Below are 18,938 nucleotides of genomic sequence, written 5' to 3' on the forward strand. Positions count from 1 at the left end.
CGGGCTGGTCTGCAACCCGGCTGGTGCTGATCGTGCAAGACCTGCGCGCCCGCCGGGCCGCAGGCAACGTGAGCCAGAAATCCACCCCGTTCACGCGGTGGAGGCGTCAAATATTGGCGAGGCTGCACGGCGCGCGAGACCATAGGTAACGTCCTCCAGGAAGGCGGCGTTGAGACGTCCTCGGCGGTCAGGTTCACGAGTGGCGGCCCACGCGCGCGGCGGACGGCTGGGCGCTGTTGGGGGCGCTCGCCCGCCCGCGGTCGCGTCGCATCAGCGTCCGCATGATTCCCGCCCCCGTCAGTACGGCCGTGACGTGGAGGGTCACGGCGGCCGCGACGTTCTCCGGGTAGCTGACGTCGCTCGGGTGCGCCAGGGCGACGTACAGCGTGGCCGGCAGTCTCCAGCCGCTCCACGCGAACATCGAGCCCGATCCCAGCCAGGCCACGGCGAGCAGGAGCGGATACGGCAGCCGGGCCGGGCGGCGCCGGACGAGTGCCGGTACGGCGGCGGAAGCGGCGAGGGCCCAGCACGCGCTGACCCCGACCAGTACATGCCAGTTGGCCGGCCGTTCGTCGCGGTGGGCGATGCCAAGTGGGCCGCCGGCCGCCCAGTAGAGCCAGGCCAGGCCGGTCACGGCGCCGGTCGCGGCGGGCCACAAGGGCCCGGGAGGAGTGGAGCATTGCTCGGGTCGGCGCAGGGCCTGGGGCCAGCGCCGCCACAGATAGGCGGGAAGCGCGATGGCCAGGCCGATCCCGGTGCCCACGAAGCTGCACTGGAGCAGCACCGCTTCCCAGCCCGGCATCGCCGCGTCACCCTTCGAGCCCCCCGAGCTTCCCGAATCGCCCGAGCCGGAGTGGACCAGCGCGCTGACGACCACGAACGGCAGGATCGACACCAGGAACCCCGACCCGACCCAGGCCAAGAAGCCCACCAGCCGACCGGGAATCCGCATCCCCCACGGCCGCACGAGCGCGAGTCCCAGCGTGATCCCGGCCGCAGCCATGCCGATCGTGACGGTGTTGAGCACCAGCCACCCGCCCAGACCGAACCCCCGTCCCACCGGCAGCAGCCCCAGCAGCGAACCGACCACCCACGACACTTTGATCACCAGGTACGGCACGAGGGCCGCCGCCGCTCCGTACGCCGCCGTACGCCCGATCCGGTCCCATCGCTCCACCACGTCTCCCTCCGCCGGAATCCCCATGCTCCGGCGCCCGCCCGCCCCTCCGCGTCAGCCCCCGGGCGCACCCTGCTCCGCCGCTGGACCAGATCGCCCTCCGCCTTGCGGCCGACTCCGTGTGCGTGCCTCGGCGTTACGGCATGGCCGTCGAGCGGCGAGGCAGTGGACGCGACGGATTTGGACACTCACGTGTCCGCACGTGCTCCTGCAGTCGCCGCCGAGGTGTTCAGGGGCGTGCAGCCCCGGCCCGCAGGCCGTCCATGACGAGGTCGAGCAGGCGTGTGGCGCGAGGGCGCCAGTCGTCGGCCGGGGTCATCTGCCACAGGCCGGAGATGGCGAGCATGAAGTCCTCGGCAGTCAACCCCGGACGGATGGTGCCCGCGTCCTCGTTGGCACGGAGGAGGAGTTCGGCCGCATCGGTGACGGGCGTGTGGGTGGGCTTGGCAGGGCCGCCCGGAGCACTGGTGGCGAGGCGGATCGCATCGGCGAGGCCGGCCTTGGTCATGGCGAACTCGGCCAGCCGGTCCATCCAGGTCCGCAACGCCTGTTGCGGCGGCAGCTGTTCGAGGAGCTGGGCCGCGTTGGCGGCCACCTGCTGCATCTCGTAGCGGTAGATCTCCAGGACGAGTGCCTCGCGATTGGGGAAGTTGCGGTAGAACGTGCCCTGCCCGACGCCCGCCTTCTTGGCGATCGCGCTCAGCGGAACGTCCGGGCATCGGGTCAGCTCGGCCAGGGCGACGTCGAGAATGCGCTCACGGTTGCGCTGCGCGTCCGAGCGCAGGGGTGGGTTGTTGTTGTGCCGCACTCGTCACTCCTCGCGGGCTCGCGATCGAAACCCGACCTTGCTAAGCGGACAGCCGTCCGCTACGTTGCTGTGTAACGGACAGTTGTCCGGTTGCGTCCAGCATAGTCCTGCCCGCGACCGTACGGCAGCCCGCGCCCGCCGTCACTCGACGGCGCAGGCGTGACCCTGAGCGGGCCCTCGCGGCCCTTGCTCTGCTCCGCTGCGGAAGAACATCGAAAGAAGTGGCTCATGGCCTTATCGACGTCCAGCGTCATCACCCTGCACATCAACGGTGAGAAGTTCACACTGCCCGTCGACCACCGCACCACCCTTCTCGACGCACTGCGCGAGCGGCTCGACCTGACCGGTACCAAGAAGGGCTGCGACCAGGGCCAGTGCGGTGCCTGCACCGTGCTGGTCGACGGCCGCCGGACCGTGGCCTGTCTGCAGTTCGCGGTCGCGGCCGAGGGACGTGACATCACCACCATCGAAGGTGTGGCGGACGGTGAGCGGCTGCACCCCGTCCAGCAGGCCTTCCTCGAACGGGACGGCTACCAGTGCGGCTACTGCACGCCGGGACAGATCTGTTCGGCGATCGGCGTGCTCGCCGAGCATGCCGCCGGGTGGCCGAGCGCCGCGACGGACGACGTGCGACCGGAGGCCGGGCCGCCGCAGCTCACCGTCGACGAGATCCGTGAGCGGATGAGCGGCAACCTGTGCCGGTGCGCCGCCTACGCCTCGATCGTGGAAGCAGTCGCCCAAGCCGCCGAGGCGCCCGCCGCGTCGCCGGTCGGCGCCGAGCCGAATACGAAGGAGCAGGCGGCATGAGGGAGTTCGCCTATCAGAAGGCCTCCGACGTGTCGGGCGCGATCGCGCTCATCGAGGCCGATCCCGAAGCCCGTTTCCTGGCCGGCGGGACCAACCTGGTCGACTTGATGAAGAGCGGTGTCGAACGGCCCACCCGGCTCGTGGACGTACGCGAGCTGCCGTTGGACCGTATCGAGACGGAACCGGGCGGCGGACTGCGTATCGGTGCGACCGTCACCAACAGCGACCTCGCCGCCCACCCCGAGGTGCGGCGCCGTTACCCGATGCTGGCGCAGGCGGTGCTGGCCGGAGCCTCCGGCCAGTTGCGCAACATGGCCACCGTCGGCGGCAACCTCCTGCAGCGCACGCGCTGCACCTACTTCACCGACCTGGCCAAGCCGTGCAACAAGCGTGCTCCGGGCAGCGGTTGCGCCGCCATCAGGGGTGAGCACCACAACCACGCCGTCCTGGGCGCCTCCGAACACTGTGTGGCCGTACACCCTTCGGACATGGGCGTCGCCCTCGCCGCGCTCGACGGCGTCGTGCACTTCGAGACCGCCGACGGGCCGGACGCGCTGCCGATCGGCTGGTTCTATCTGCCCGTCGGCGAGACCCCGCACCGTGAAACCGCCCTGCCGCCCGGCGCGTTGATCACGCACGTCAGCCTGCCTCCGGCCCCGGTCGCCGCGCGCTCCCGCTACCGCAAGGTGCGCGAGCGCGCCTCCTACGCCTTCGCCATCGGCTCGGTCGCGGCAGCGCTCGACATCCGCGACGGCGTGGTGCACGACGTCCGCCTCGCGTACGGAGCGGTCGCCTCCCGTCCGTGGCGGGCACGCGCGGCCGAGCGGGCGCTCACCGGAGCGAGCGCCGATGCGGAGGCCTTCGCGGTCGCCGCCGACGCCGAGCTGGCCGGGGCCCGGCCGCTGGTGCACAACGAGTACAAGGTGACCTTGATACGGAACCTGACGGTGGCCGTTCTGAGCGAACTCGCCGAGGAGGCCAAGCGATGACCACGACCACCGTGACCCCGGCGGCGATCCGTGCCGTCGGCAGGGAGCACGTCCGTGTCGAAGGGCGGGACAAGGTCACCGGAGCGGCCCGCTACGCGGGTGAGATCCCCTTCGCCCACCTCGCCCACGGCTGGCTGGTGCTGTCCACCGTCGCCCGCGGCCGTATCCAGGAGATCGTCACCGGCCCCGTCCTCGAGATGCCCGGCGTGCTCGCCGTCCTTCACCACGGCAACGCCCCGCGTCTGGAGACCGACTTCGTCGGCATGCTGGGAACCAAACCCGATCCGACCTGTGCCGTCTTCCAGAACGACCGGGTGCCCCACGCGGGTTGGCCGGTGGCGCTGGTCGTCGCCGAGACCTCCGAGCAGGCCCGGGAGGCTGCGGAGGCGCTCGTCGTGCACTACGAACAGCAGCCCCACGACGTCGAGTTCACCGGCGAGGACACGCGGGCCTACGCCCTGGACGGCCATATGCCCGCCGTCACGGACAAGGGAGATCTGGAAGCTGAACTCGCCGCCTCCGCGGTCGTGCTGGACGCCGAGTACACCACGCCGGAAGAGCACCACCATCCGATGGAACCGCATGCGGCCACGGCCCGTTGGGACGACGGCCGCCTGGAGCTGATCGACTCCAACCAGGGCGCCACCTGGGTCGTCGGCGAGCTCGCGAACCTCTTCGCCCTCGACCCGGCGTCCGTACGGGTGCGTTCGGAACACGTCGGCGGTGGCTTCGGCAGCAAGGGGGTCCGCGCCCACCAGGTGTCGGCCGTCATGGCCGCCACCGTCCTCCAGCGCCCGGTTCGCGTAATCCTGACGCGTCGTCAGATGTTCACGCTGGCCGGCCACCGCAGTCCCACCATCCAGAAGGTCCGCCTCGGCGCCGACGCCGACGGACACCTGCGCGCCTTGGACCACCGCTCCCTCAGCCGCACCTCCACCGTGTACGAGTTCGTCGAACCGAGCGCGGGCGTCGCCCGTGTGATGTACGACGCGGACGCCCATCACACCGAGAACAAGGTCGTACAGCTCGACGTTCCGAGCCCTACCTGGATGCGTGCCCCGGGCGAGGCGCCGGGGTCCTTCGCCCTGGAGGCCGCGCTCGACGAACTCGCCGAGAAATGCGGCGTCGATCCCATCGAACTGCGCCTGCGCAACGAACCGGACAAGGGCCCGGTCTCCGGCCTGCCGTTCGCCGGCCGCAACCTGCGAGCCTGCTTCGAAGAGGGCGCCCGCCGCTTCGGCTGGGCACAGCGTGATCCACGGCCCGGCGTGCGCCGCGACGGCCGCTGGCTGCTGGGCACGGGCACCGCAGCTGCGTCGTTCGGGGCCGGTGCCGCTCCGTCGACCGCGACGATCACCGCCGAGGCCGACGGGAGTTTCACCGTCCGTATCGCCGCCGCGGACATCGGCACCGGCGCCCGCACCGCACTCACCCTCGTCGCGGCCGACGCCCTCGACGTCCCGACCGAACGGGTCCGGGTGCGGATCGGCGACAGCGCGTTCGGGCCGGCGATGATCGCCGGCGGTTCCATGGGCACCCGCTCCTGGTCCTGGGCCGTCACCGCGGCCGCGAGTGAACTGCGCGAACGGATGGTGCCGGGCATGGAGATCCCCGCGCAGGGCATCACCGTGCGCTCCGACACCACCGAAGCCATCGCGGCGCTCGCCCGAAAGGAACGCCACTCCTTCGGCGCCCAGTTCGCCGAGGTCGCCGTCGACCCGGCCACGGGCGAGGTGCGCGTGCGGCGCATGCTGGGCATCTTCGCCGCGGGCCGCATCGTCAACCCCCTCACCGCGCGTGGCCAGTTCACCGGCGGCATGATCTGGGGCATCTCCATGGCCCTGCACGAAGAGGCCTCGCGCGACGGGTACTTCGGCGGTCCGGTCGGCGCCGACCTGGCGGGCTATCACGTGGCCACGCACGCCGACGTCCCGCACATCGAGGCGGACTGGGTGGACGATCCCGATCCCGAGGACCCCGTCGGCATCAAGGGCATCGGCGAGATCGGCATCGTCGGTGCCGCGGCCGCCGTCGCCAACGCCGTCTGGCACGCGACCGGTGTACGGCACCGCAGCCTGCCCATCCGCCCGGACCGCATCCTGACGGCCGGCCACCGTGCTTGATCTCGTACCGGATCTGAACCAATGGCTGGAGGAGGAGCGCGACCTGGCCGTCGCCACCGTCGTAGCGGTCGGCGGCAGCGCCCCACGCGGACCCGGCGCCTCACTCGCCGTCGACGGCGAGGGCACCGTCATCGGGTCGGTGTCCGGCGGCTGCGTCGAGGGAGCGGTCTACGACCTGTGCCGGCAGGCGCTGCAGGGCGGCACGAGCGTGCTCGAACAGTTCGGCTACAGCGACGAGGACGCCTTCGCCGTAGGGCTGACCTGCGGCGGGGTCCTCGACATCATCGTCACGCCCCTGCCCGCGGGCGCACCGCTCAGAACCTTGCTGCGCACAGCCGCTGACCTCGCGGCCAAGGGCGAGGCGGTCGCCCTCGCCCGCATCGTGCGGGGCCCGGCACCCTACCTGGGCGCGGGCCTGCTGGTGCATGCCGACGGCTCGTTCGACGGCACACTCGGCGGACACGCTGATCTCGACCGTACGGCTGCCGCGCAGGCCCAGGCCGCCCTCGACGCGGGCCGCACCGGGACGATCGAGGTGTCGGAGGACGGTTCGCACTGCCCCGGTGGACTCACCGTGCTGGTCGAATCCAGCGTGCCACCGCCGCGGATGGTCATCTTCGGCGCCGTCGACTTCGCGGCGGCGCTGGTGCGGGCGGGCAAGTTCCTCGGCTACCACGTCACCGTGTGCGACGCACGGCCCGTCTTCACCACCCGGGCCCGCTTTCCCGAGGCCGACGACGTCGTCGTGGACTGGCCGCACCGCTACCTCCGGAGCACCGCGACCGACGCCCGTACCGTGCTGTGCGTGCTCACCCACGACGCCAAGTTCGACATTCCCCTGCTGGAGGTCGCGCTGCGGCTGCCGGTGGCCTTCGTGGGCGCGATGGGCTCGCCGCGCACCCACGTCGACCGGCTCCGGCGCCTGCGTGAAGCGGGTGTGACGGAGGACGCATTGGCCCGCCTGCGATCGCCGATCGGCCTCGACCTCGGAGGCCGTACCCCTGAGGAGACGGCGTTGTCGATCGCGGCGGAGATCGTCGCAACGCGGCGGGGCGGGAGCGGCGTTCCACTGACCGGCACGGGGACCCCCATTCATCGCAGCGGTGTCGGGTGAGCAGGGCGGCGCCGGCGGCCCGCCAGCTCACTTCTACTACATGTAGTAGATTGGGCTGACGGCCACCACCGATCAGCCACGACGTCATCAGCATGTCATCGGGGGCGTGGGGATTGGCCGGCGGCGCCGGGTCGTTCCGCGGCGCCTCGCCGATACGGAAGGACATGCCCATGACCGCGGCCGCCACCGCGCAACTGGCCTTCGACGGGTCCGGAATAGACGGCTCGTGGTTCACCTCCATCACGGACTTCGCCCGCGACACCAAGTGGCTGAACACCCCCATGGAGGTGTGGACCAACCTCGGTCTGGGCGTGTTCGCGGTGCTCATGGTGATGGGGTGGTGGAAAGCCCGTCGCCGCGGCGCCGAAGCGATGACCGTCGCCCTGGCCGCCCCCATAGCGGTCCTGGTCGCCTTCGCCGCCGCCGAGGTGGTCAAGAAGATCGTGGCCGAGGCACGGCCCTGCCGGTCGATGCCCCACGCGTACCTGGTCGACTCCTGTCCGGCGCCGTCCGACTACTCACTGCCCAGCGGACACGCCACCGTGGCCGCCGCCACCGTGGCAGCCCTGTTCCTGCTGGACCGCCGCCTGAGCGCCATCGCCGCGGTGTTCGCCCTGGTGGAAGGCTTCTCCCGGGTCTACGTCGGCGACCACTACCCGCATGACGTCCTGGGCTCCGCGATCCTCGCCCTGCCCATCGCGTATCTCACCAGCCTCGCGCTACGCCGCTGGGCCACACCGCTGGTCGCGTCCCTGAACCGCGGCGCGCTACGCCCGCTGCTCACCGCCGAACCGCGCACCATCGTGCAGCACGCGCCGTAACCGACGCCCGAAGACGAACCGCGCCGAGCACTGATGTGCCCGCCGCGGTTCTTCGATCCTCGGTCTTGGACGGCGGTGTGCGGTCGGCGGACCGTTACTTGTCCTCTGCCGTGACGGCCGAGGCGTACACCAGGACGACCCGGTGGTTGTACTGGATGGTGTACATCGGCTTGGCACCGGTGACGACCTTCCCGCTGGAGGGGAAGAAGTCGTCCGTGAGGGCAGGGGGCCGGGTGGCGACATAGGCCTGGCCGGCCGGGACGGTGTACATGCTCAGTGGGGACTGGGTCGAGGGAGACAGGCCCGACGGGTACTCGGAGGCGTCGGGGTAGCTGGAGCCGTAGACCGCCACCGGTGAGGTGCCGGCGGCCGCGATGACCTGTACGTCGTGGGCCGGGGCCGTGTTGCAGCCGTGCGGGTTGTAGAACCACACCTTCGCGCCGCTGTACCAGATGGCGGTCCAGTCGCCGTCCTGGTCGGCCACCACGAACTGCTGTCCCGCCTGGGCGGTGCTGCCCCAGTCGTTGATCCGGTCCGTGCCGGCCGCGCCCTGGTGGATCGCCTGGTCGCCGAAGAGCGGGGCGGTGTCGCTGGGAGCGGTGCGCAGGTAGACGAAGTCGGACGCCTGCGTGGTCTCGGTGCACGCGGTGGTGGCGCCGGTGGGGTCGTCGGAGGGGCAGACCTGCACCGTCTGCTGGTTGTCGTCGAAACGCGGAGCGATGGTGACGACCGAGCCGACGGGGCCGACTCCGCGGCGTCCGGTGTGCTCTCCGAGCAGGTTCATGAGGTGGTTCCAGTCCCAGTACGGGCCCGGGTCCCAGTGCATGCTGGCGACGAGGGAGGAGTTCGGCCCGGCAACGTTGTCGTGGCCGATGATGTGCTGGCGGTCCAGCGGGATGTCGTAGCGGTCGGCGAGGTACTTCACCAGGTCGGCCGTGGCCTCGTACTGGGCTTCGGTGTACCAGGTGGCGCCGTGCGCCGCGTAGCCCTCGTGCTCGATGCCGATCGAGTGCATGTTGGTGGAGTAGTTGCCCGCGTGGAAGGCGAGGTCCTTCGTGGGCACCATCTGCGTCACCGCGCCGTCGGAGGAGCGCATGACGTAGTGCGCGGAGCTGCCGCCCGCCGTCTGGAAGGTGGAGATGGCGGCGTCGTAGGAGCTCTCGGTGTCGTGGATGACGATGGTGTCGATGCGGATGCCGTTGGCGGGGCGGTTGGAGACCTGGCCGTTGGACGGCGACGCCGGGACGAAGGAGCAGTCGACGGTGGCGGGGCATTCGACGTCCGTGGCCGCCGCGGACTTCAGGCGCAGGGCGGCCAACTGGCCGGTGGCCGGGTGGACTTCGCTGTCGGCCTTCAGGGTCACGTGCTGGCCGTCCGCCGTGGTGCGGGCGACGCCCTTCTTCAGGGTGGCGAAGACCCGGTCGGCGAAGGCCGCGGCACCCCGGCGCTGGGTGGACTGGCTGTAACGGGCCACAGCCGCATACCAGTTGTCGGGCTCGGCGGCGGTGCTGCCGGTGGCCTTCTTCTGGTATGAGGCGATCAGCGCCGCGCCGCCTCGGATGTTGGCGGAGGGGTCGGTGCGCAGCTCCTCGGCGGACAGGCCGGTGAGTTTCGCGGCGGCCTGGAGGGTGTGCATGGCGGGGTCCGCGGCCATCGTGGCCAGATCCCCGCGGCCCGCCGCGCCCGCGTCGCCGCCGGCCAGCATGGCGGGGGTGACGTCCGTCAGGTGCATCGGCCCGTAGCCGCCGTCCGTGCTGTGCTGCCCGGCATGGGCCTCCCAGGCGGATTCCTGGTACGCCACCGCCATCAGTATCTGGCGCGGCACCTGATACTGGTGGGCGGCGGTCGCGAAGTCCTGTTCCAGTCCGGTCGCCGACGAACCGGCGTCATCGGTGGCCAGTGCCGTCACCGGGACGGCCATCGCCCCCGCGACGACCAGTGTGGCGCTCGCGGCCAGCAGAGCCCGGCGGCGGCGCCGCGACGCGTCACCGCGTCCGGCATTTCTAGTGGTCATGAAATAGTCCCCGAAGCTGAAGAGAATCAGATGAGTGGGATCGGCCGGCCGGTGCAGCCGGTGCACGCACGGCTGCGAGCCCGGCGAAATCCTGCCCTCGCCACGTCGAACGTGGATGATCCTCCTCCGGGCGAACCGACGTCAACCTCGGCTCGCGGAAGGGTATTTGAGGGTCATAAGCCGCGACTGTGGACGGGATGACGCGGCGGTTCCGTGACGGTGGTCACGCCGTGCCGCCAGATCGGTGTGCCGAATCAGGTGTCGTCGTCGAGGAGTTGGTCGATCTCCCGGTCGATGTCGATGCCCGCGGTTTCCATCCCGATGGGCACAATCGCGTAGGTACGTTTCAAATACAGCAGAACCGCTTGATGATCAAGCACGACCTTCATGTCCTGCCCTTGTCCGCGGATCTGGATGGCGAGCTGCCGGGGCCGCTCGGGAAGCTCCACCGGAATGATGTGCACCTTGCAGATCCCGGCGGGGCCGGTCAGCCCGGCACGGAGTAGATCCCGCGACACCACGCACAAGCCGCAGTACAGGCCGGAGTTGGACGGGTCCATGCGGGACGCCGACAGGCGGACCACCAGAGGGTCATCGGCGCTGAACCGCATCTGAACGTCGCACGTATGCAAGGCACCGTCGCCGAGGCTCATCCGGCCGGTGACGAGCGCATCCAACTCTGGATTCCCGCGATCATCGGTGTGCACCCGAAAACCTCACTCCTTCTCCATTACGGCACGTCGAACCGGGGGCCCGGGGATCGGGGGCGAGGGCGAGCGGAACGGATCCCGTGCCGGCGCGGCACGGAGATGCGCGAGCGCTACCTCCCGCTACCGTCGCGGGACTTGGGGAAATACGCGCCCCTGGCATATTCACCATGATGGATTTTTCCGTATTTGGGAAGCGTGGCACTGCGGCGCGGCGGCCCTACATATGTGCTGAGAACCTGTGTTCAACGGCCTGCACGAAATGACGAGTTGTTGGAATGGCGCGCCGGTGCCCTTGGCCTGCGGCCAGGGAAAATGAACCATGAAGTTTCTGAAGCGGTCGAGTTCCCGGGCGACGCCTGCCGCATGCGTCCCGGTTGACGACGACGAGGACGACGAAGAATCCGCGCGCGGGGGTTACCTCATCGGAGCGGACGCGGAGACACCCCCTGTCGTCCTGACGGAACCCATCCGGAGCGTGCGGTCCGAGGAGTTCTCGGTCTCCGTCCCTGCGCAGGCACTGAAGCCAGGCGCGTACTGCCTGCTCGGTGGTCCCGGGGAGCCGACCTGCGAGGTGATCCAGATCCCGGCGGACGAACAGCCTCGGGGCGGACCCCGGCGCATTCTGCGAGGCAGGTTCAGGACCATCGCCTCTCCTCATCCGGCGGGCACCAAGGTCACCTTCGTGACCGCTGAACGGATCGACGACTGGCAGAAGCGAAGTAGTTGACGATCCGCTGACATCGGTCGATGGACAAGACGGCGTACGGGCCGGACGTCCCCCACGGGAGTTGGACATGGGACCGCCTTGTAGGGGCATTCGAACACACAAGTCAGAAGAGAGGAGCGCGCGGCCCCTTCGGTCCGTGCCCCGACAACTGGGAGTCTGCAATGACGAGTTACGGTGGTTCCCGTGCCACGTCCTCCGGATCGCGCACCAACGGCCTGGCGATCGCGAGCCTGTGCTGCGGCATCGTCGGGCTGTTCTTCCTGAACATAGTTCTGGGTCCCCTGGCCATCATCTTCGGTGCCGTCTCCCGCCGTCAGACAGCGGTGAACAACGGTGCCGGAATGGCGAAGGCCGGCATCATCCTCGGCATCGTCGACGTGGTCCTGTGGCTCGTGCTGCTGCTCGTCGCCGCCAACAACGGCGGCTTCGGCTGGTACGTCGGCGGCTGACTCAACCCTGGGCAGCCGCGGGGGCATGAGGTGGGCGCCGGCAGAACGCCGGCCGCCACCTCGCACCTCTGCCACTGTGCCCGGCGATCGCTGTCAGCGCAGAGGCGCCCTGCGCTGCAGAACCAGGCCGAGCACGATCCCGCCGAGGAGGGAGACCGCCCCGGCGGCCAGCCACCCCCAGGGGCTGTACTCGTCCACGCACGACTGACCGGTCGCCGTCGTGGTGCAGACGTTCCCCGGGCCTTCGCGGTTGAGGAAGGCCACATACAGCAGCGGCACACCGAGCCCGGAGACCAGACCCGCAAGCCCCACCCGTCGGCCGCGTCGGGTGACGAGGAAGACAGCCGCCACAAGGGCGACCGGCAGCAGGAACACGCCGATCGTGAGCGCGGTCAGCACGCCGAGCGAGGCCAGGGTACCCACGAGGAACCATGCGCAGAACCACGGCCACATGCTCGTTCTCATTGGACCTCCACGACCACGTTGCTCCCCAACCGGCAGCGCCGGTGACGCCCTCGGTGGCATACGAGGATGATCCGGCAGCGAGCCGACGTGTCGCCACTCCCTGGCTTGAGTTCAGGACGCCTGGGCACATGCAGTACGAAATCGTGGACGGATCGCGGACAGTTCACCGTCCAGGCCAGAGCGGTCGGCAAGGGAGTGGTGGGTGGAGATGGCTGATCCATCGACGGCGGTATCGCGGCCAGGGCCCGACGGGCCAGGCAGTGCTGAAGCCCGGACGCCGCCGTTGCGGCCTGGTCACTACGACCCGGCCGACTACGCCGAGTGTGTGGTGCGCAGCGCCGAGGTGGCCGATGTGCCGCCCCTGCTGGTGATGACGGTGCTGCACAACGAGGCGTACAAGCCGCACCACCCGCTGTTGGAACGGCTGTGGCAGTGGTGGAAGCCCGGGGCGTCGTTCGGGGTGGCCAACATGCACCGAGCGACGTTCGAACAGGTCCGGCGCACGTACGGCCTGTCCGAGCAATGGCACGACCTTCGCGACGATCCCGCTTTCGCCATCCACGCCGCGGCCCTGTATCTGAAGGACCTCGACCGGAGTCTCCCCGAGCGGCACCATCGCCGCTACACCCGCGACGAACTGCTGGCGCTGGGCTACAACGCGGGTGAACGCAACATGCGGGCGTTCGCGCGAGGTGTGCCGCCGGGTCCCATGGCCCGGTCGTACCTACGCCGTTTTCGAGTTCATCGCAGCCGCGCCGAAGCGGCGCTGGCGGAGGGCGGCGGACTGCGCGACGCTGCAGAGGTGTGAGCACGCGCAATGTGTCCGTAGGCTGCGCGCCTCCGCTTGGCGAGATGCTCGCCGGTTACGGCTGACGGCAAAGACAAAGGGCAAGGAGTTATCTCCTTGCCCTTTTAAACGTATAGCGCACCGGGGGGCTTGCGGCAAGGCCCGGGTGTTGCCGCAGAATCGTCGACCGACGCCACAACCTGCGGGAATGAGGGCACTACGTGCGTGAGACCAAGGTGCGTCATGGCGCGCCGAGCGACTCGTCGGGGGAACGCGCCCGCGAAATGAGAACGTGCGCGGTAGGACGTGCGACAGAGCTGGAGGTGCTGGAATTTCGATCGGCCGGTGCGGGACAACCGAAGACGGCTGCCTCGGAGGTGTCGCGATGAACGGGCAGTACGTGCTGGATCTCCAAGAGGTCGACGACACACAGGTCGCGGTCGTCGGCGGCAAGGGCGCGCAGTTGGGCGCGCTGTCGCGGGTCGAAGGCATCCGGGTGCCGGCAGGCTTTTGCGTGACCACCGACGCGTTCCGCCGGGTCCTGGCCGAGGCGCCGTCGGTCGAGGACCTGATCGATCAGCTGTCGCGCTTGAACCCGGACGACGGAGAGGCGGTCCGCACGCTCAGCGCGCAGATTCGCTCGGCCATCGAAGCGATCACCATCCCGGGCGATCTCACTGCCGCGATCACAGAAGCTCTCTCACGGGTCGGCGAGCAAGCCGCCTACGCCGTCCGGTCCAGCGCGACGGCAGAGGACCTGCCGACGGCCTCCTTCGCCGGCCAGCAGGACACGTACCTGAACGTCGTAGGACCGGCCGCGATCCTTCCGCACGTCAGCCGGTGCTGGGCCTCGCTGTTCACCGAGCGGGCCGTGATCTACCGCCGGCGGAACGGTATCGACCACCGTGCGGTCCATATGGCCGTGGTCGTGCAGCAGATGGTCTTCCCACAGGCGGCCGGCATCCTGTTCACGGCCGACCCCGTCACGGGCAATCGCAAGGTCGCCACCGTGGATGCCGGCTTCGGGCTCGGTGAGGCCCTGGTCTCCGGTCTGGTGAACCCGGACGTCTTCAAGGTGCGACACGGTGAAGTCGTCGCCAAGACGATCGCCGCCAAACACCTTGCCGTTCAGGCCCTGCCGGCCGGCGGCACCCGGGAAACGGCGGTCGACACCCAGCGGCAGGAGCAGCCGGCGCTGACAGACGCACAGGTCGTGGAGCTCGTGCAGCTCGGGCGGCGGATCGAGGCACACTTCGGCCGGCCTCAGGACATCGAATGGTGCCTGGTCGACGACGGCTTCCACGTCGTGCAGAGCCGGCCGATCACGACGCTGTTCCCCATCCCCGAGGCCGGCGACCAGGAGAATCACGTCTACGTCTCCGTCGGCCATCAGCAGATGATGACCGACCCCATGAAGCCGCTGGGGCTCTCCATGTGGCAGCTGACGGCGATGGTGCCGATGCACGAGGCGGGCGGAAGGCTGTTCGTCGACGTCACCCGGCGCCTGGCCTCGCCCGCGAGCCGGGCCGCCCTGCTGGACGTCATCGGGAGAGGCGACCCGCTGATCAGGGACGCGCTGGAGACCGTCCTCGACCGCGGGGATTTCGTCCCGTCGCTCCCGGACGAGGGTCCCGGCGGGCCGCAGGCCCGACGAGACGCGCTCGCCCCCGTCGAGACCGATCCGGCCGTCGTCACCGAGCTGATCGAGCGCAGTCAGGCCGACATCGCCACCCTGCGGCACGACATCCGGACGAAGACCGGAACGGCACTGTTCGACTTCCTGCTCGAAGCCTTCCAGGGGCACAAGGCTGCTCTCGGCGATCCGCTGAACATGCAGGCGATCATGGCGGGGATGGAGGCCACTTGGTGGCTCAACGACAATCTGGAGGAGTGGCTCGGCGAAAAGAGCGCGGCTGACACGCTCACGCTGTCCGCCCCTGGCAACGTCACCTCGGAGATGGGCCTGGCGCTGCTCGACGTCGCGGACGTGATCCGCCCGCATCCGGAGGTGGTCGGCTTCCTGGAGGGAGTCGAAGGCGAGGGATTCCTCGACGAGTTGGCGAAGGTCGCGGGCGGCACCGAGACGCGTGACGCCATCGAGGGCTATCTCGACCGGTACGGCATGCGCTGCGTCGGCGAGATCGACATCACCAGGCCGCGTTGGCGTGAGCGTCCCACCTCGCTCGTGCCCGTGATCCTCGACAACGTCAGGAACTTCGAACCGGGCGCCGCCCAGCGGCGTTTCGAGCAAGGGCGCCAGGCGGCGCGGCAGAAGGAACAGGACGTGCTGTCACGCCTGCGGGCTCTGCCGGATGGGGAGCGAAAGGCCGACGAGGCCAAGCGGATGATCGACCGGGTCCGAACCTTCATCGGCTACCGCGAGTACCCGAAGTACGGCATCGTCAGCCGCTACTTCGTCTACAAACAGGCCTTGTTGGAGGAGGCCGAACGCCTCGTACAGGCCGACCTGCTGCGTGAGAAGGAGGACATCTTCTACCTCACGTTCCAGGAGTTCCACGACGCCGTGCGCTCGCGGCAGGTGGACGAGCAGCTCATCGCGCAGCGCAAGGACACGTTCCGTTCGTGCCAGGCCCTCACCCCACCCCGCGTTCTCACCTCGGACGGCGAAGCCGTCTCGGGGTCGTACCGACGCGAGGGATTGCCGGCCGGTGCCCTCATCGGCCTGCCGGTCTCCACCGGGACCATCGAGGGAAAGGCTCGCGTCATCCTTGACATGGCGGAGGCCGATCTCGAGGCGGGCGACATCCTGGTCACGCCCTTCACGGATCCCAGCTGGTCGCCCTTGTTCGTCTCGATCGCGGGCCTGGTGACGGAGGTTGGTGGTCTGATGACCCATGGCGCGGTGATCGCCCGGGAGTACGGCTTGCCGGCCGTCGTAGGCGTGGAGCAGGCCACCCGGCTGATCCGGGACGGGCAGCGGATCCGCGTGCACGGAACCGACGGGTACATCGAGTTGCTGTCGTCAACTTGACCTGGCCCTGAAGGACCGGGCTTGGAGGTAGCGTCCAACTGGCTGCTGGGTTGGCTCCTCCGTCCAGACACCCCTATGGGGTGGCAGGGACGCGTGACTCACGCCCCGCATTCCACACGGTCTCGCCACGGGTGGCGATGTTGTGGGAAGCATTCCGGTCGGCGTGGGCAACGACCCCGCACCCCCGGCAGATGAAAAGCCCCTGGTCGACACGGTTGCGCTTGTCGACGTGACCGCACTCGGCGCACGTCTGCGACGTGTACGCGGGATCAACGAAGACCAGGGGCACGCCTTTCCGCCTGGCCTTGTAGACGATGAAGGCTCCCAGCTGGGCAAAGGCCCAGGAGTGGAGTGCGACCCGTTGGGGCTTGCGAAGCCGTACCCTCTGCCGGATTCCCTTGAGTTCTTCCAGGGAGATCCCGGCCGAGGTGCGTTCAGCCTCGGTCACGATCGTCTTGGCGATGATGTGGTTGGTGTTCCTGACGTGCCGCTGCTCGCGGCGCGAGCGCTCCTTCAACCGGCGCTTGGCCGACTCGGTGCGCTTCTTCTGGAGCCGGGCCCGCAGGGCAAGCTGGCGCTTGCGGTAGCGGCCCAGACCGCGCCCGGCGGCCTGGTAGCCGGTGGACGTGGTGGCGATGTTGACGATGCCGAGGTCCACGCCGATGAAGCCATCCGGCTCGTACGTCTCGGCCTCGGGGACCTCGCAGGTGGCGATCAAGTAGAAGACCCCGTCACACTCGATCAGGTCTGTCTCGCCTTTGCGGTACTCGCGGAGCGTCTTGAGCGCGTCGGCGGAGCAGACGAAGCGGACGTGCTTCAGGCGCCCGGCAGTTGTCCAGATCGACACGGTTTGTGCGTCGTACTGCCAGCTCAAACATCGGTCGTCGTACGGCTGCGCGGCTTGGGGACGTAACGTGATCGGCTTTGAGACGGCCTTGATCCGGCGCTTCGAATTCGGCTTGCCGAGGTTTCCGGCGCGGATGTTGGCGTGCAGCGTCGTGTACGCATCGCGCACCTTCTTAATCAAGTGCTGCGCCGCCTGCGCCCCGAGCCCTTCGGCCTTCAGGCGCGGGTACGTGTGCTTGCGCAGCTCGTACTCACGCGGCACACCATGGGCGAACGCCACCTTCGAGACCCAGCAGGCCAGGTCGTTGACCGTGCGCAGGGTCGCCGACAGCGCGGCGGCCTGGTCGGCCTCCGGCATCAGCTTTACCTGCGTCACGATTTTCATACCGGGCATCGTAATACAGTTGATCTATGTCACCACGCTGGGAGCCAAACCCCAACATCCGTAGGGGTCGAACGGTCGTCTATACCCTCCAGGCTCACTTGGTCTTCACGCCCAAGTACCGGCGCGGTCCGTTCGCCGGCGAGATCCTTACGCGCTGCGAAGAGATCATGCGGGCCGTGTGCGCCGACTTCGAAACCGAGCTGGTGGAGTTCAACGGCGAGCGCGATCACGTCCACCTGCTCGTGCACTACCCGCCCAAGGTCGCCATCTCCCGGCTGGTCGGCTCCCTCAAGGGTGTCTCAGCCCGCAGGCTCCGCCAGGAGTTCCCCGGTCACATCCGCAAGTACCTGTGGGGCGACCACTTCTGGTCCCCGTCCTACCTCGCCGCGTCCTGCGGCGGCGCACCGCTGACGATCATCAAGGAGTACATCGAGAACCAGAAGCGTCCCGGCTGAGGCCAACAGGACGGCCCGTGTACCCGTGCGGGTCTCCCCTATCTTGAGAAGCGCTTCCTCCCGGGCGTGAACGCCCGGGGTTCCGCGCTCGATCATGCTGAAGATCGCTCCGTCCCTCAGTGCATGAAGAGCATGTGTGGCTGCCCTCGGCGGCCACCTCTGCTGCCCCGCCGAATGTACGGGCGCTCTTGTAGTGCCGTTCGGCGGCCGTTTATCGTCGCGTAGATCGTGTTCCGGTGAGCCGTCGGTCGCCGGGTGAGGGTGTGCCGCCGATCCGAGGGGAGCGTCCGCCGTGCGTATGCGTGAGGGGCGGGAGGAGGCCGAGGCTGCCCGGGCGGCGATCCGGCCGCCCAAGGACGACGCACACGAGCATCGTTTCGCCCCGGGCCATGTGCCTATGACGCCTGCTCAGACGATCGCCCTCCAGCGCACGGCGGGCAACACCGCGGTGAGCCGGGCGGTCGGGGACAGCAGCGGGGCGCAGCCGAAGATCCCTTGGGCGGCGCGGACCACGAATTCGAAGCGGACGCAGGACGACGTGGGCATCGAGCGGGGCGAGAGCCCGCCACAACAGCAGCAGCGCGTCGCGAAGGAGCAGCAGGCGACCCGGAGCACGCGCAGCGGCAGGGCCGGGACGACGGTGAAGGGCAAGGAGAAGGCGGAGGAGCCGGAGGAGATCGGCAATCCCACCCTTCAGTTCACCTCCCAGTACGTCGGCCCGCAGACGCAGTCACTGGCCGGCAACCAGGAGATCGGTTTCGATCAGGTGGCCACGCTGCGGCGGGCGGACGGGATGACGACGCCGGCGGAGGAGGCCTACGACTTCTGGCAGGAGGTCGCCGACGAGAACCATCAGATCGCACCGAACGCCGTGAACTACCGGCCCAAGAAGTCCAAGCGCTCGTGGGTCGTGGACGGGCCCTTCCGTCCGCCCTACAACACCGAGGACGGAACCATCGTCAACGCGGCCGATCACATCTCCTTCAACGACAGCCCTGGATTCTCGGGCAGCATGAGGATGACCAACGGCTACTGGCTCAGCGTCTACGAGGTGAAGTTCCGTTGGAAGGTCCGCCGCAAGCAGGGCGGCCGGTTCACCAAGAATGAGCCGTACTGGACCAGTGACGAGATGGTCCACCGGGTGGAGTCGGCGTTCGACCCGCAGAACCCGGACGCGTCGGCGCAGGTCACCGTCAACACGGCGGGCAACCGCACGTGGAACGTCGTCCTGCCCGACTGAGGCGGGTCTCCTCAGCACAGCTGAGGAGA

The 18,938-nt window shown here is 69.1% G+C and carries 17 protein-coding genes; 11 read left to right on the plus strand and 6 right to left on the minus strand.

From position 1 onward, the window contains the following. Window positions 1–193 precede the first annotated feature (193 nt). Together ACGFYN_RS44590 and ACGFYN_RS44595 are read right to left on the minus strand one after the other, a co-directional pair. Entirely contained in the window at window positions 194–1,180 is a 987-nt protein-coding gene (locus ACGFYN_RS44590) for a hypothetical protein (RefSeq protein ID WP_393871722.1), read from the minus strand. Between the two features lie 226 nt (window positions 1,181–1,406). Beyond that, the gene (locus ACGFYN_RS44595; RefSeq protein ID WP_393871723.1) at window positions 1,407–1,985 is read right to left on the minus strand and encodes a TetR/AcrR family transcriptional regulator; all 579 of its coding nucleotides are present in this window, start codon (window positions 1,983–1,985) and stop codon (window positions 1,407–1,409) included. 228 nt (window positions 1,986–2,213) lie between these two features. On the opposite strand from ACGFYN_RS44595, the gene ACGFYN_RS44600 reads away from it, so the two are divergent. The 5 genes from ACGFYN_RS44600 (at window position 2,214) to ACGFYN_RS44620 (ending at window position 7,839) form a co-directional block, all read left to right on the plus strand. Next, window positions 2,214–2,792: a 2Fe-2S iron-sulfur cluster-binding protein gene (locus ACGFYN_RS44600; protein WP_393871724.1), complete on the plus strand. Its 579-nt coding sequence runs from the start codon at window positions 2,214–2,216 to the stop codon at window positions 2,790–2,792. Next, entirely contained in the window at window positions 2,789–3,781 is a 993-nt protein-coding gene (locus ACGFYN_RS44605) for an FAD binding domain-containing protein (RefSeq protein ID WP_393871725.1), read from the plus strand. The genes ACGFYN_RS44600 and ACGFYN_RS44605 overlap by 4 nt, the downstream gene beginning before the upstream one ends. Beyond that, window positions 3,778–5,904 (plus strand): xanthine dehydrogenase family protein molybdopterin-binding subunit, encoded by a 2,127-nt coding sequence (locus ACGFYN_RS44610; protein WP_393871726.1) that lies wholly within the window; start codon window positions 3,778–3,780, stop codon window positions 5,902–5,904. Before ACGFYN_RS44605 ends, ACGFYN_RS44610 begins: the two co-directional genes overlap by 4 nt. Beyond that, window positions 5,897–7,018 carry an XdhC family protein gene (locus ACGFYN_RS44615; protein WP_393871727.1) on the plus strand — a complete coding sequence of 374 codons (1,122 nt, stop codon included), beginning with the start codon at window positions 5,897–5,899 and terminating at the stop codon, window positions 7,016–7,018. Before ACGFYN_RS44610 ends, ACGFYN_RS44615 begins: the two co-directional genes overlap by 8 nt. A gap of 170 nt (window positions 7,019–7,188) precedes the next feature. Beyond that, window positions 7,189–7,839: a phosphatase PAP2 family protein gene (locus tag ACGFYN_RS44620; protein ID WP_393871728.1), complete on the plus strand. Its 651-nt coding sequence runs from the start codon at window positions 7,189–7,191 to the stop codon at window positions 7,837–7,839. 94 nt (window positions 7,840–7,933) lie between these two features. Here the strand turns inward: ACGFYN_RS44620 and ACGFYN_RS44625 are convergent, their stop codons facing one another. Together ACGFYN_RS44625 and ACGFYN_RS44630 are read right to left on the minus strand one after the other, a co-directional pair. Continuing rightward, a complete protein-coding gene (locus tag ACGFYN_RS44625) occupies window positions 7,934–9,853 on the minus strand; it encodes an N-acetylmuramoyl-L-alanine amidase (protein WP_393871729.1) in 1,920 nt (639 codons plus the stop codon). A gap of 254 nt (window positions 9,854–10,107) precedes the next feature. Then, on the minus strand, window positions 10,108–10,560 hold the full coding sequence (locus tag ACGFYN_RS44630) for an SsgA family sporulation/cell division regulator (RefSeq protein ID WP_393871730.1): 453 nt from the start codon (window positions 10,558–10,560) through the stop codon (window positions 10,108–10,110). 322 nt (window positions 10,561–10,882) lie between these two features. On the opposite strand from ACGFYN_RS44630, the gene ACGFYN_RS44635 reads away from it, so the two are divergent. Beyond that, window positions 10,883–11,290, plus strand: coding sequence for a hypothetical protein (locus ACGFYN_RS44635; RefSeq protein WP_393871731.1), 408 nt, complete (start codon window positions 10,883–10,885; stop codon window positions 11,288–11,290). Between the two features lie 161 nt (window positions 11,291–11,451). Next, window positions 11,452–11,739: a DUF4190 domain-containing protein gene (locus tag ACGFYN_RS44640; RefSeq protein ID WP_393871732.1), complete on the plus strand. Its 288-nt coding sequence runs from the start codon at window positions 11,452–11,454 to the stop codon at window positions 11,737–11,739. A gap of 93 nt (window positions 11,740–11,832) precedes the next feature. Here ACGFYN_RS44640 and ACGFYN_RS44645 read toward each other — a convergent pair whose 3' ends face one another. Then, a complete protein-coding gene (locus ACGFYN_RS44645; RefSeq protein ID WP_393871733.1) occupies window positions 11,833–12,204 on the minus strand; it encodes a hypothetical protein in 372 nt (123 codons plus the stop codon). A 325-nt stretch (window positions 12,205–12,529) separates the two neighbouring features. Between ACGFYN_RS44645 and ACGFYN_RS44650 the strand changes: the two genes are divergently transcribed. Beyond that, complete coding sequence (locus tag ACGFYN_RS44650) at window positions 12,530–13,012, plus strand: transglycosylase SLT domain-containing protein (RefSeq protein WP_393871734.1); 483 nt, start codon at window positions 12,530–12,532, stop codon at window positions 13,010–13,012. Between the two features lie 364 nt (window positions 13,013–13,376). After that, a complete protein-coding gene (gene rph, locus ACGFYN_RS44655; RefSeq protein ID WP_393871735.1) occupies window positions 13,377–15,983 on the plus strand; it encodes a rifamycin-inactivating phosphotransferase in 2,607 nt (868 codons plus the stop codon). Between the two features lie 73 nt (window positions 15,984–16,056). On the opposite strand, the gene ACGFYN_RS44660 is transcribed toward rph, so the two are convergent. Next, on the minus strand, window positions 16,057–17,214 hold the full coding sequence (locus ACGFYN_RS44660; RefSeq protein ID WP_393871736.1) for an RNA-guided endonuclease InsQ/TnpB family protein: 1,158 nt from the start codon (window positions 17,212–17,214) through the stop codon (window positions 16,057–16,059). 26 nt (window positions 17,215–17,240) lie between these two features. Here ACGFYN_RS44660 and tnpA point away from each other — a divergent pair, with 26 nt between their 5' ends. Together tnpA and ACGFYN_RS44670 are read left to right on the plus strand one after the other, a co-directional pair. Continuing rightward, a complete protein-coding gene (gene tnpA, locus ACGFYN_RS44665) occupies window positions 17,241–17,669 on the plus strand; it encodes an IS200/IS605 family transposase (RefSeq protein ID WP_393871737.1) in 429 nt (142 codons plus the stop codon). A gap of 292 nt (window positions 17,670–17,961) precedes the next feature. Further along, complete coding sequence (locus ACGFYN_RS44670) at window positions 17,962–18,909, plus strand: hypothetical protein (protein ID WP_393871738.1); 948 nt, start codon at window positions 17,962–17,964, stop codon at window positions 18,907–18,909. The last annotated feature ends 29 nt before the right edge of the window (window positions 18,910–18,938 follow it).

Source organism: Streptomyces sp. NPDC048419 (genome assembly GCF_043200415.1).
Classification (GTDB): domain Bacteria; phylum Actinomycetota; class Actinomycetes; order Streptomycetales; family Streptomycetaceae; genus Streptomyces.

Excerpts from the sequence above, each read along its gene's own strand:
- tnpA (WP_393871737.1), top strand. The coding sequence starts at position 17,241 with ATGTCACCACGCTGGGAGCCAAACCCCAACATCCGTAGGGGTCGAACG.
- ACGFYN_RS44625 (WP_393871729.1), bottom strand. The coding sequence starts at position 9,853 with ATGACCACTAGAAATGCCGGACGCGGTGACGCGTCGCGGCGCCGCCGC.
- ACGFYN_RS44660 (WP_393871736.1), bottom strand. The coding sequence starts at position 17,214 with ATGAAAATCGTGACGCAGGTAAAGCTGATGCCGGAGGCCGACCAGGCC.
- ACGFYN_RS44610 (WP_393871726.1), top strand. The coding sequence starts at position 3,778 with ATGACCACGACCACCGTGACCCCGGCGGCGATCCGTGCCGTCGGCAGG.
- rph (WP_393871735.1), top strand. The coding sequence starts at position 13,377 with ATGAACGGGCAGTACGTGCTGGATCTCCAAGAGGTCGACGACACACAG.
- ACGFYN_RS44645 (WP_393871733.1), bottom strand. The coding sequence starts at position 12,204 with ATGAGAACGAGCATGTGGCCGTGGTTCTGCGCATGGTTCCTCGTGGGT.
- ACGFYN_RS44605 (WP_393871725.1), top strand. The coding sequence starts at position 2,789 with ATGAGGGAGTTCGCCTATCAGAAGGCCTCCGACGTGTCGGGCGCGATC.
- ACGFYN_RS44640 (WP_393871732.1), top strand. The coding sequence starts at position 11,452 with ATGACGAGTTACGGTGGTTCCCGTGCCACGTCCTCCGGATCGCGCACC.
- ACGFYN_RS44600 (WP_393871724.1), top strand. The coding sequence starts at position 2,214 with ATGGCCTTATCGACGTCCAGCGTCATCACCCTGCACATCAACGGTGAG.
- ACGFYN_RS44635 (WP_393871731.1), top strand. The coding sequence starts at position 10,883 with ATGAAGTTTCTGAAGCGGTCGAGTTCCCGGGCGACGCCTGCCGCATGC.
- ACGFYN_RS44620 (WP_393871728.1), top strand. The coding sequence starts at position 7,189 with ATGACCGCGGCCGCCACCGCGCAACTGGCCTTCGACGGGTCCGGAATA.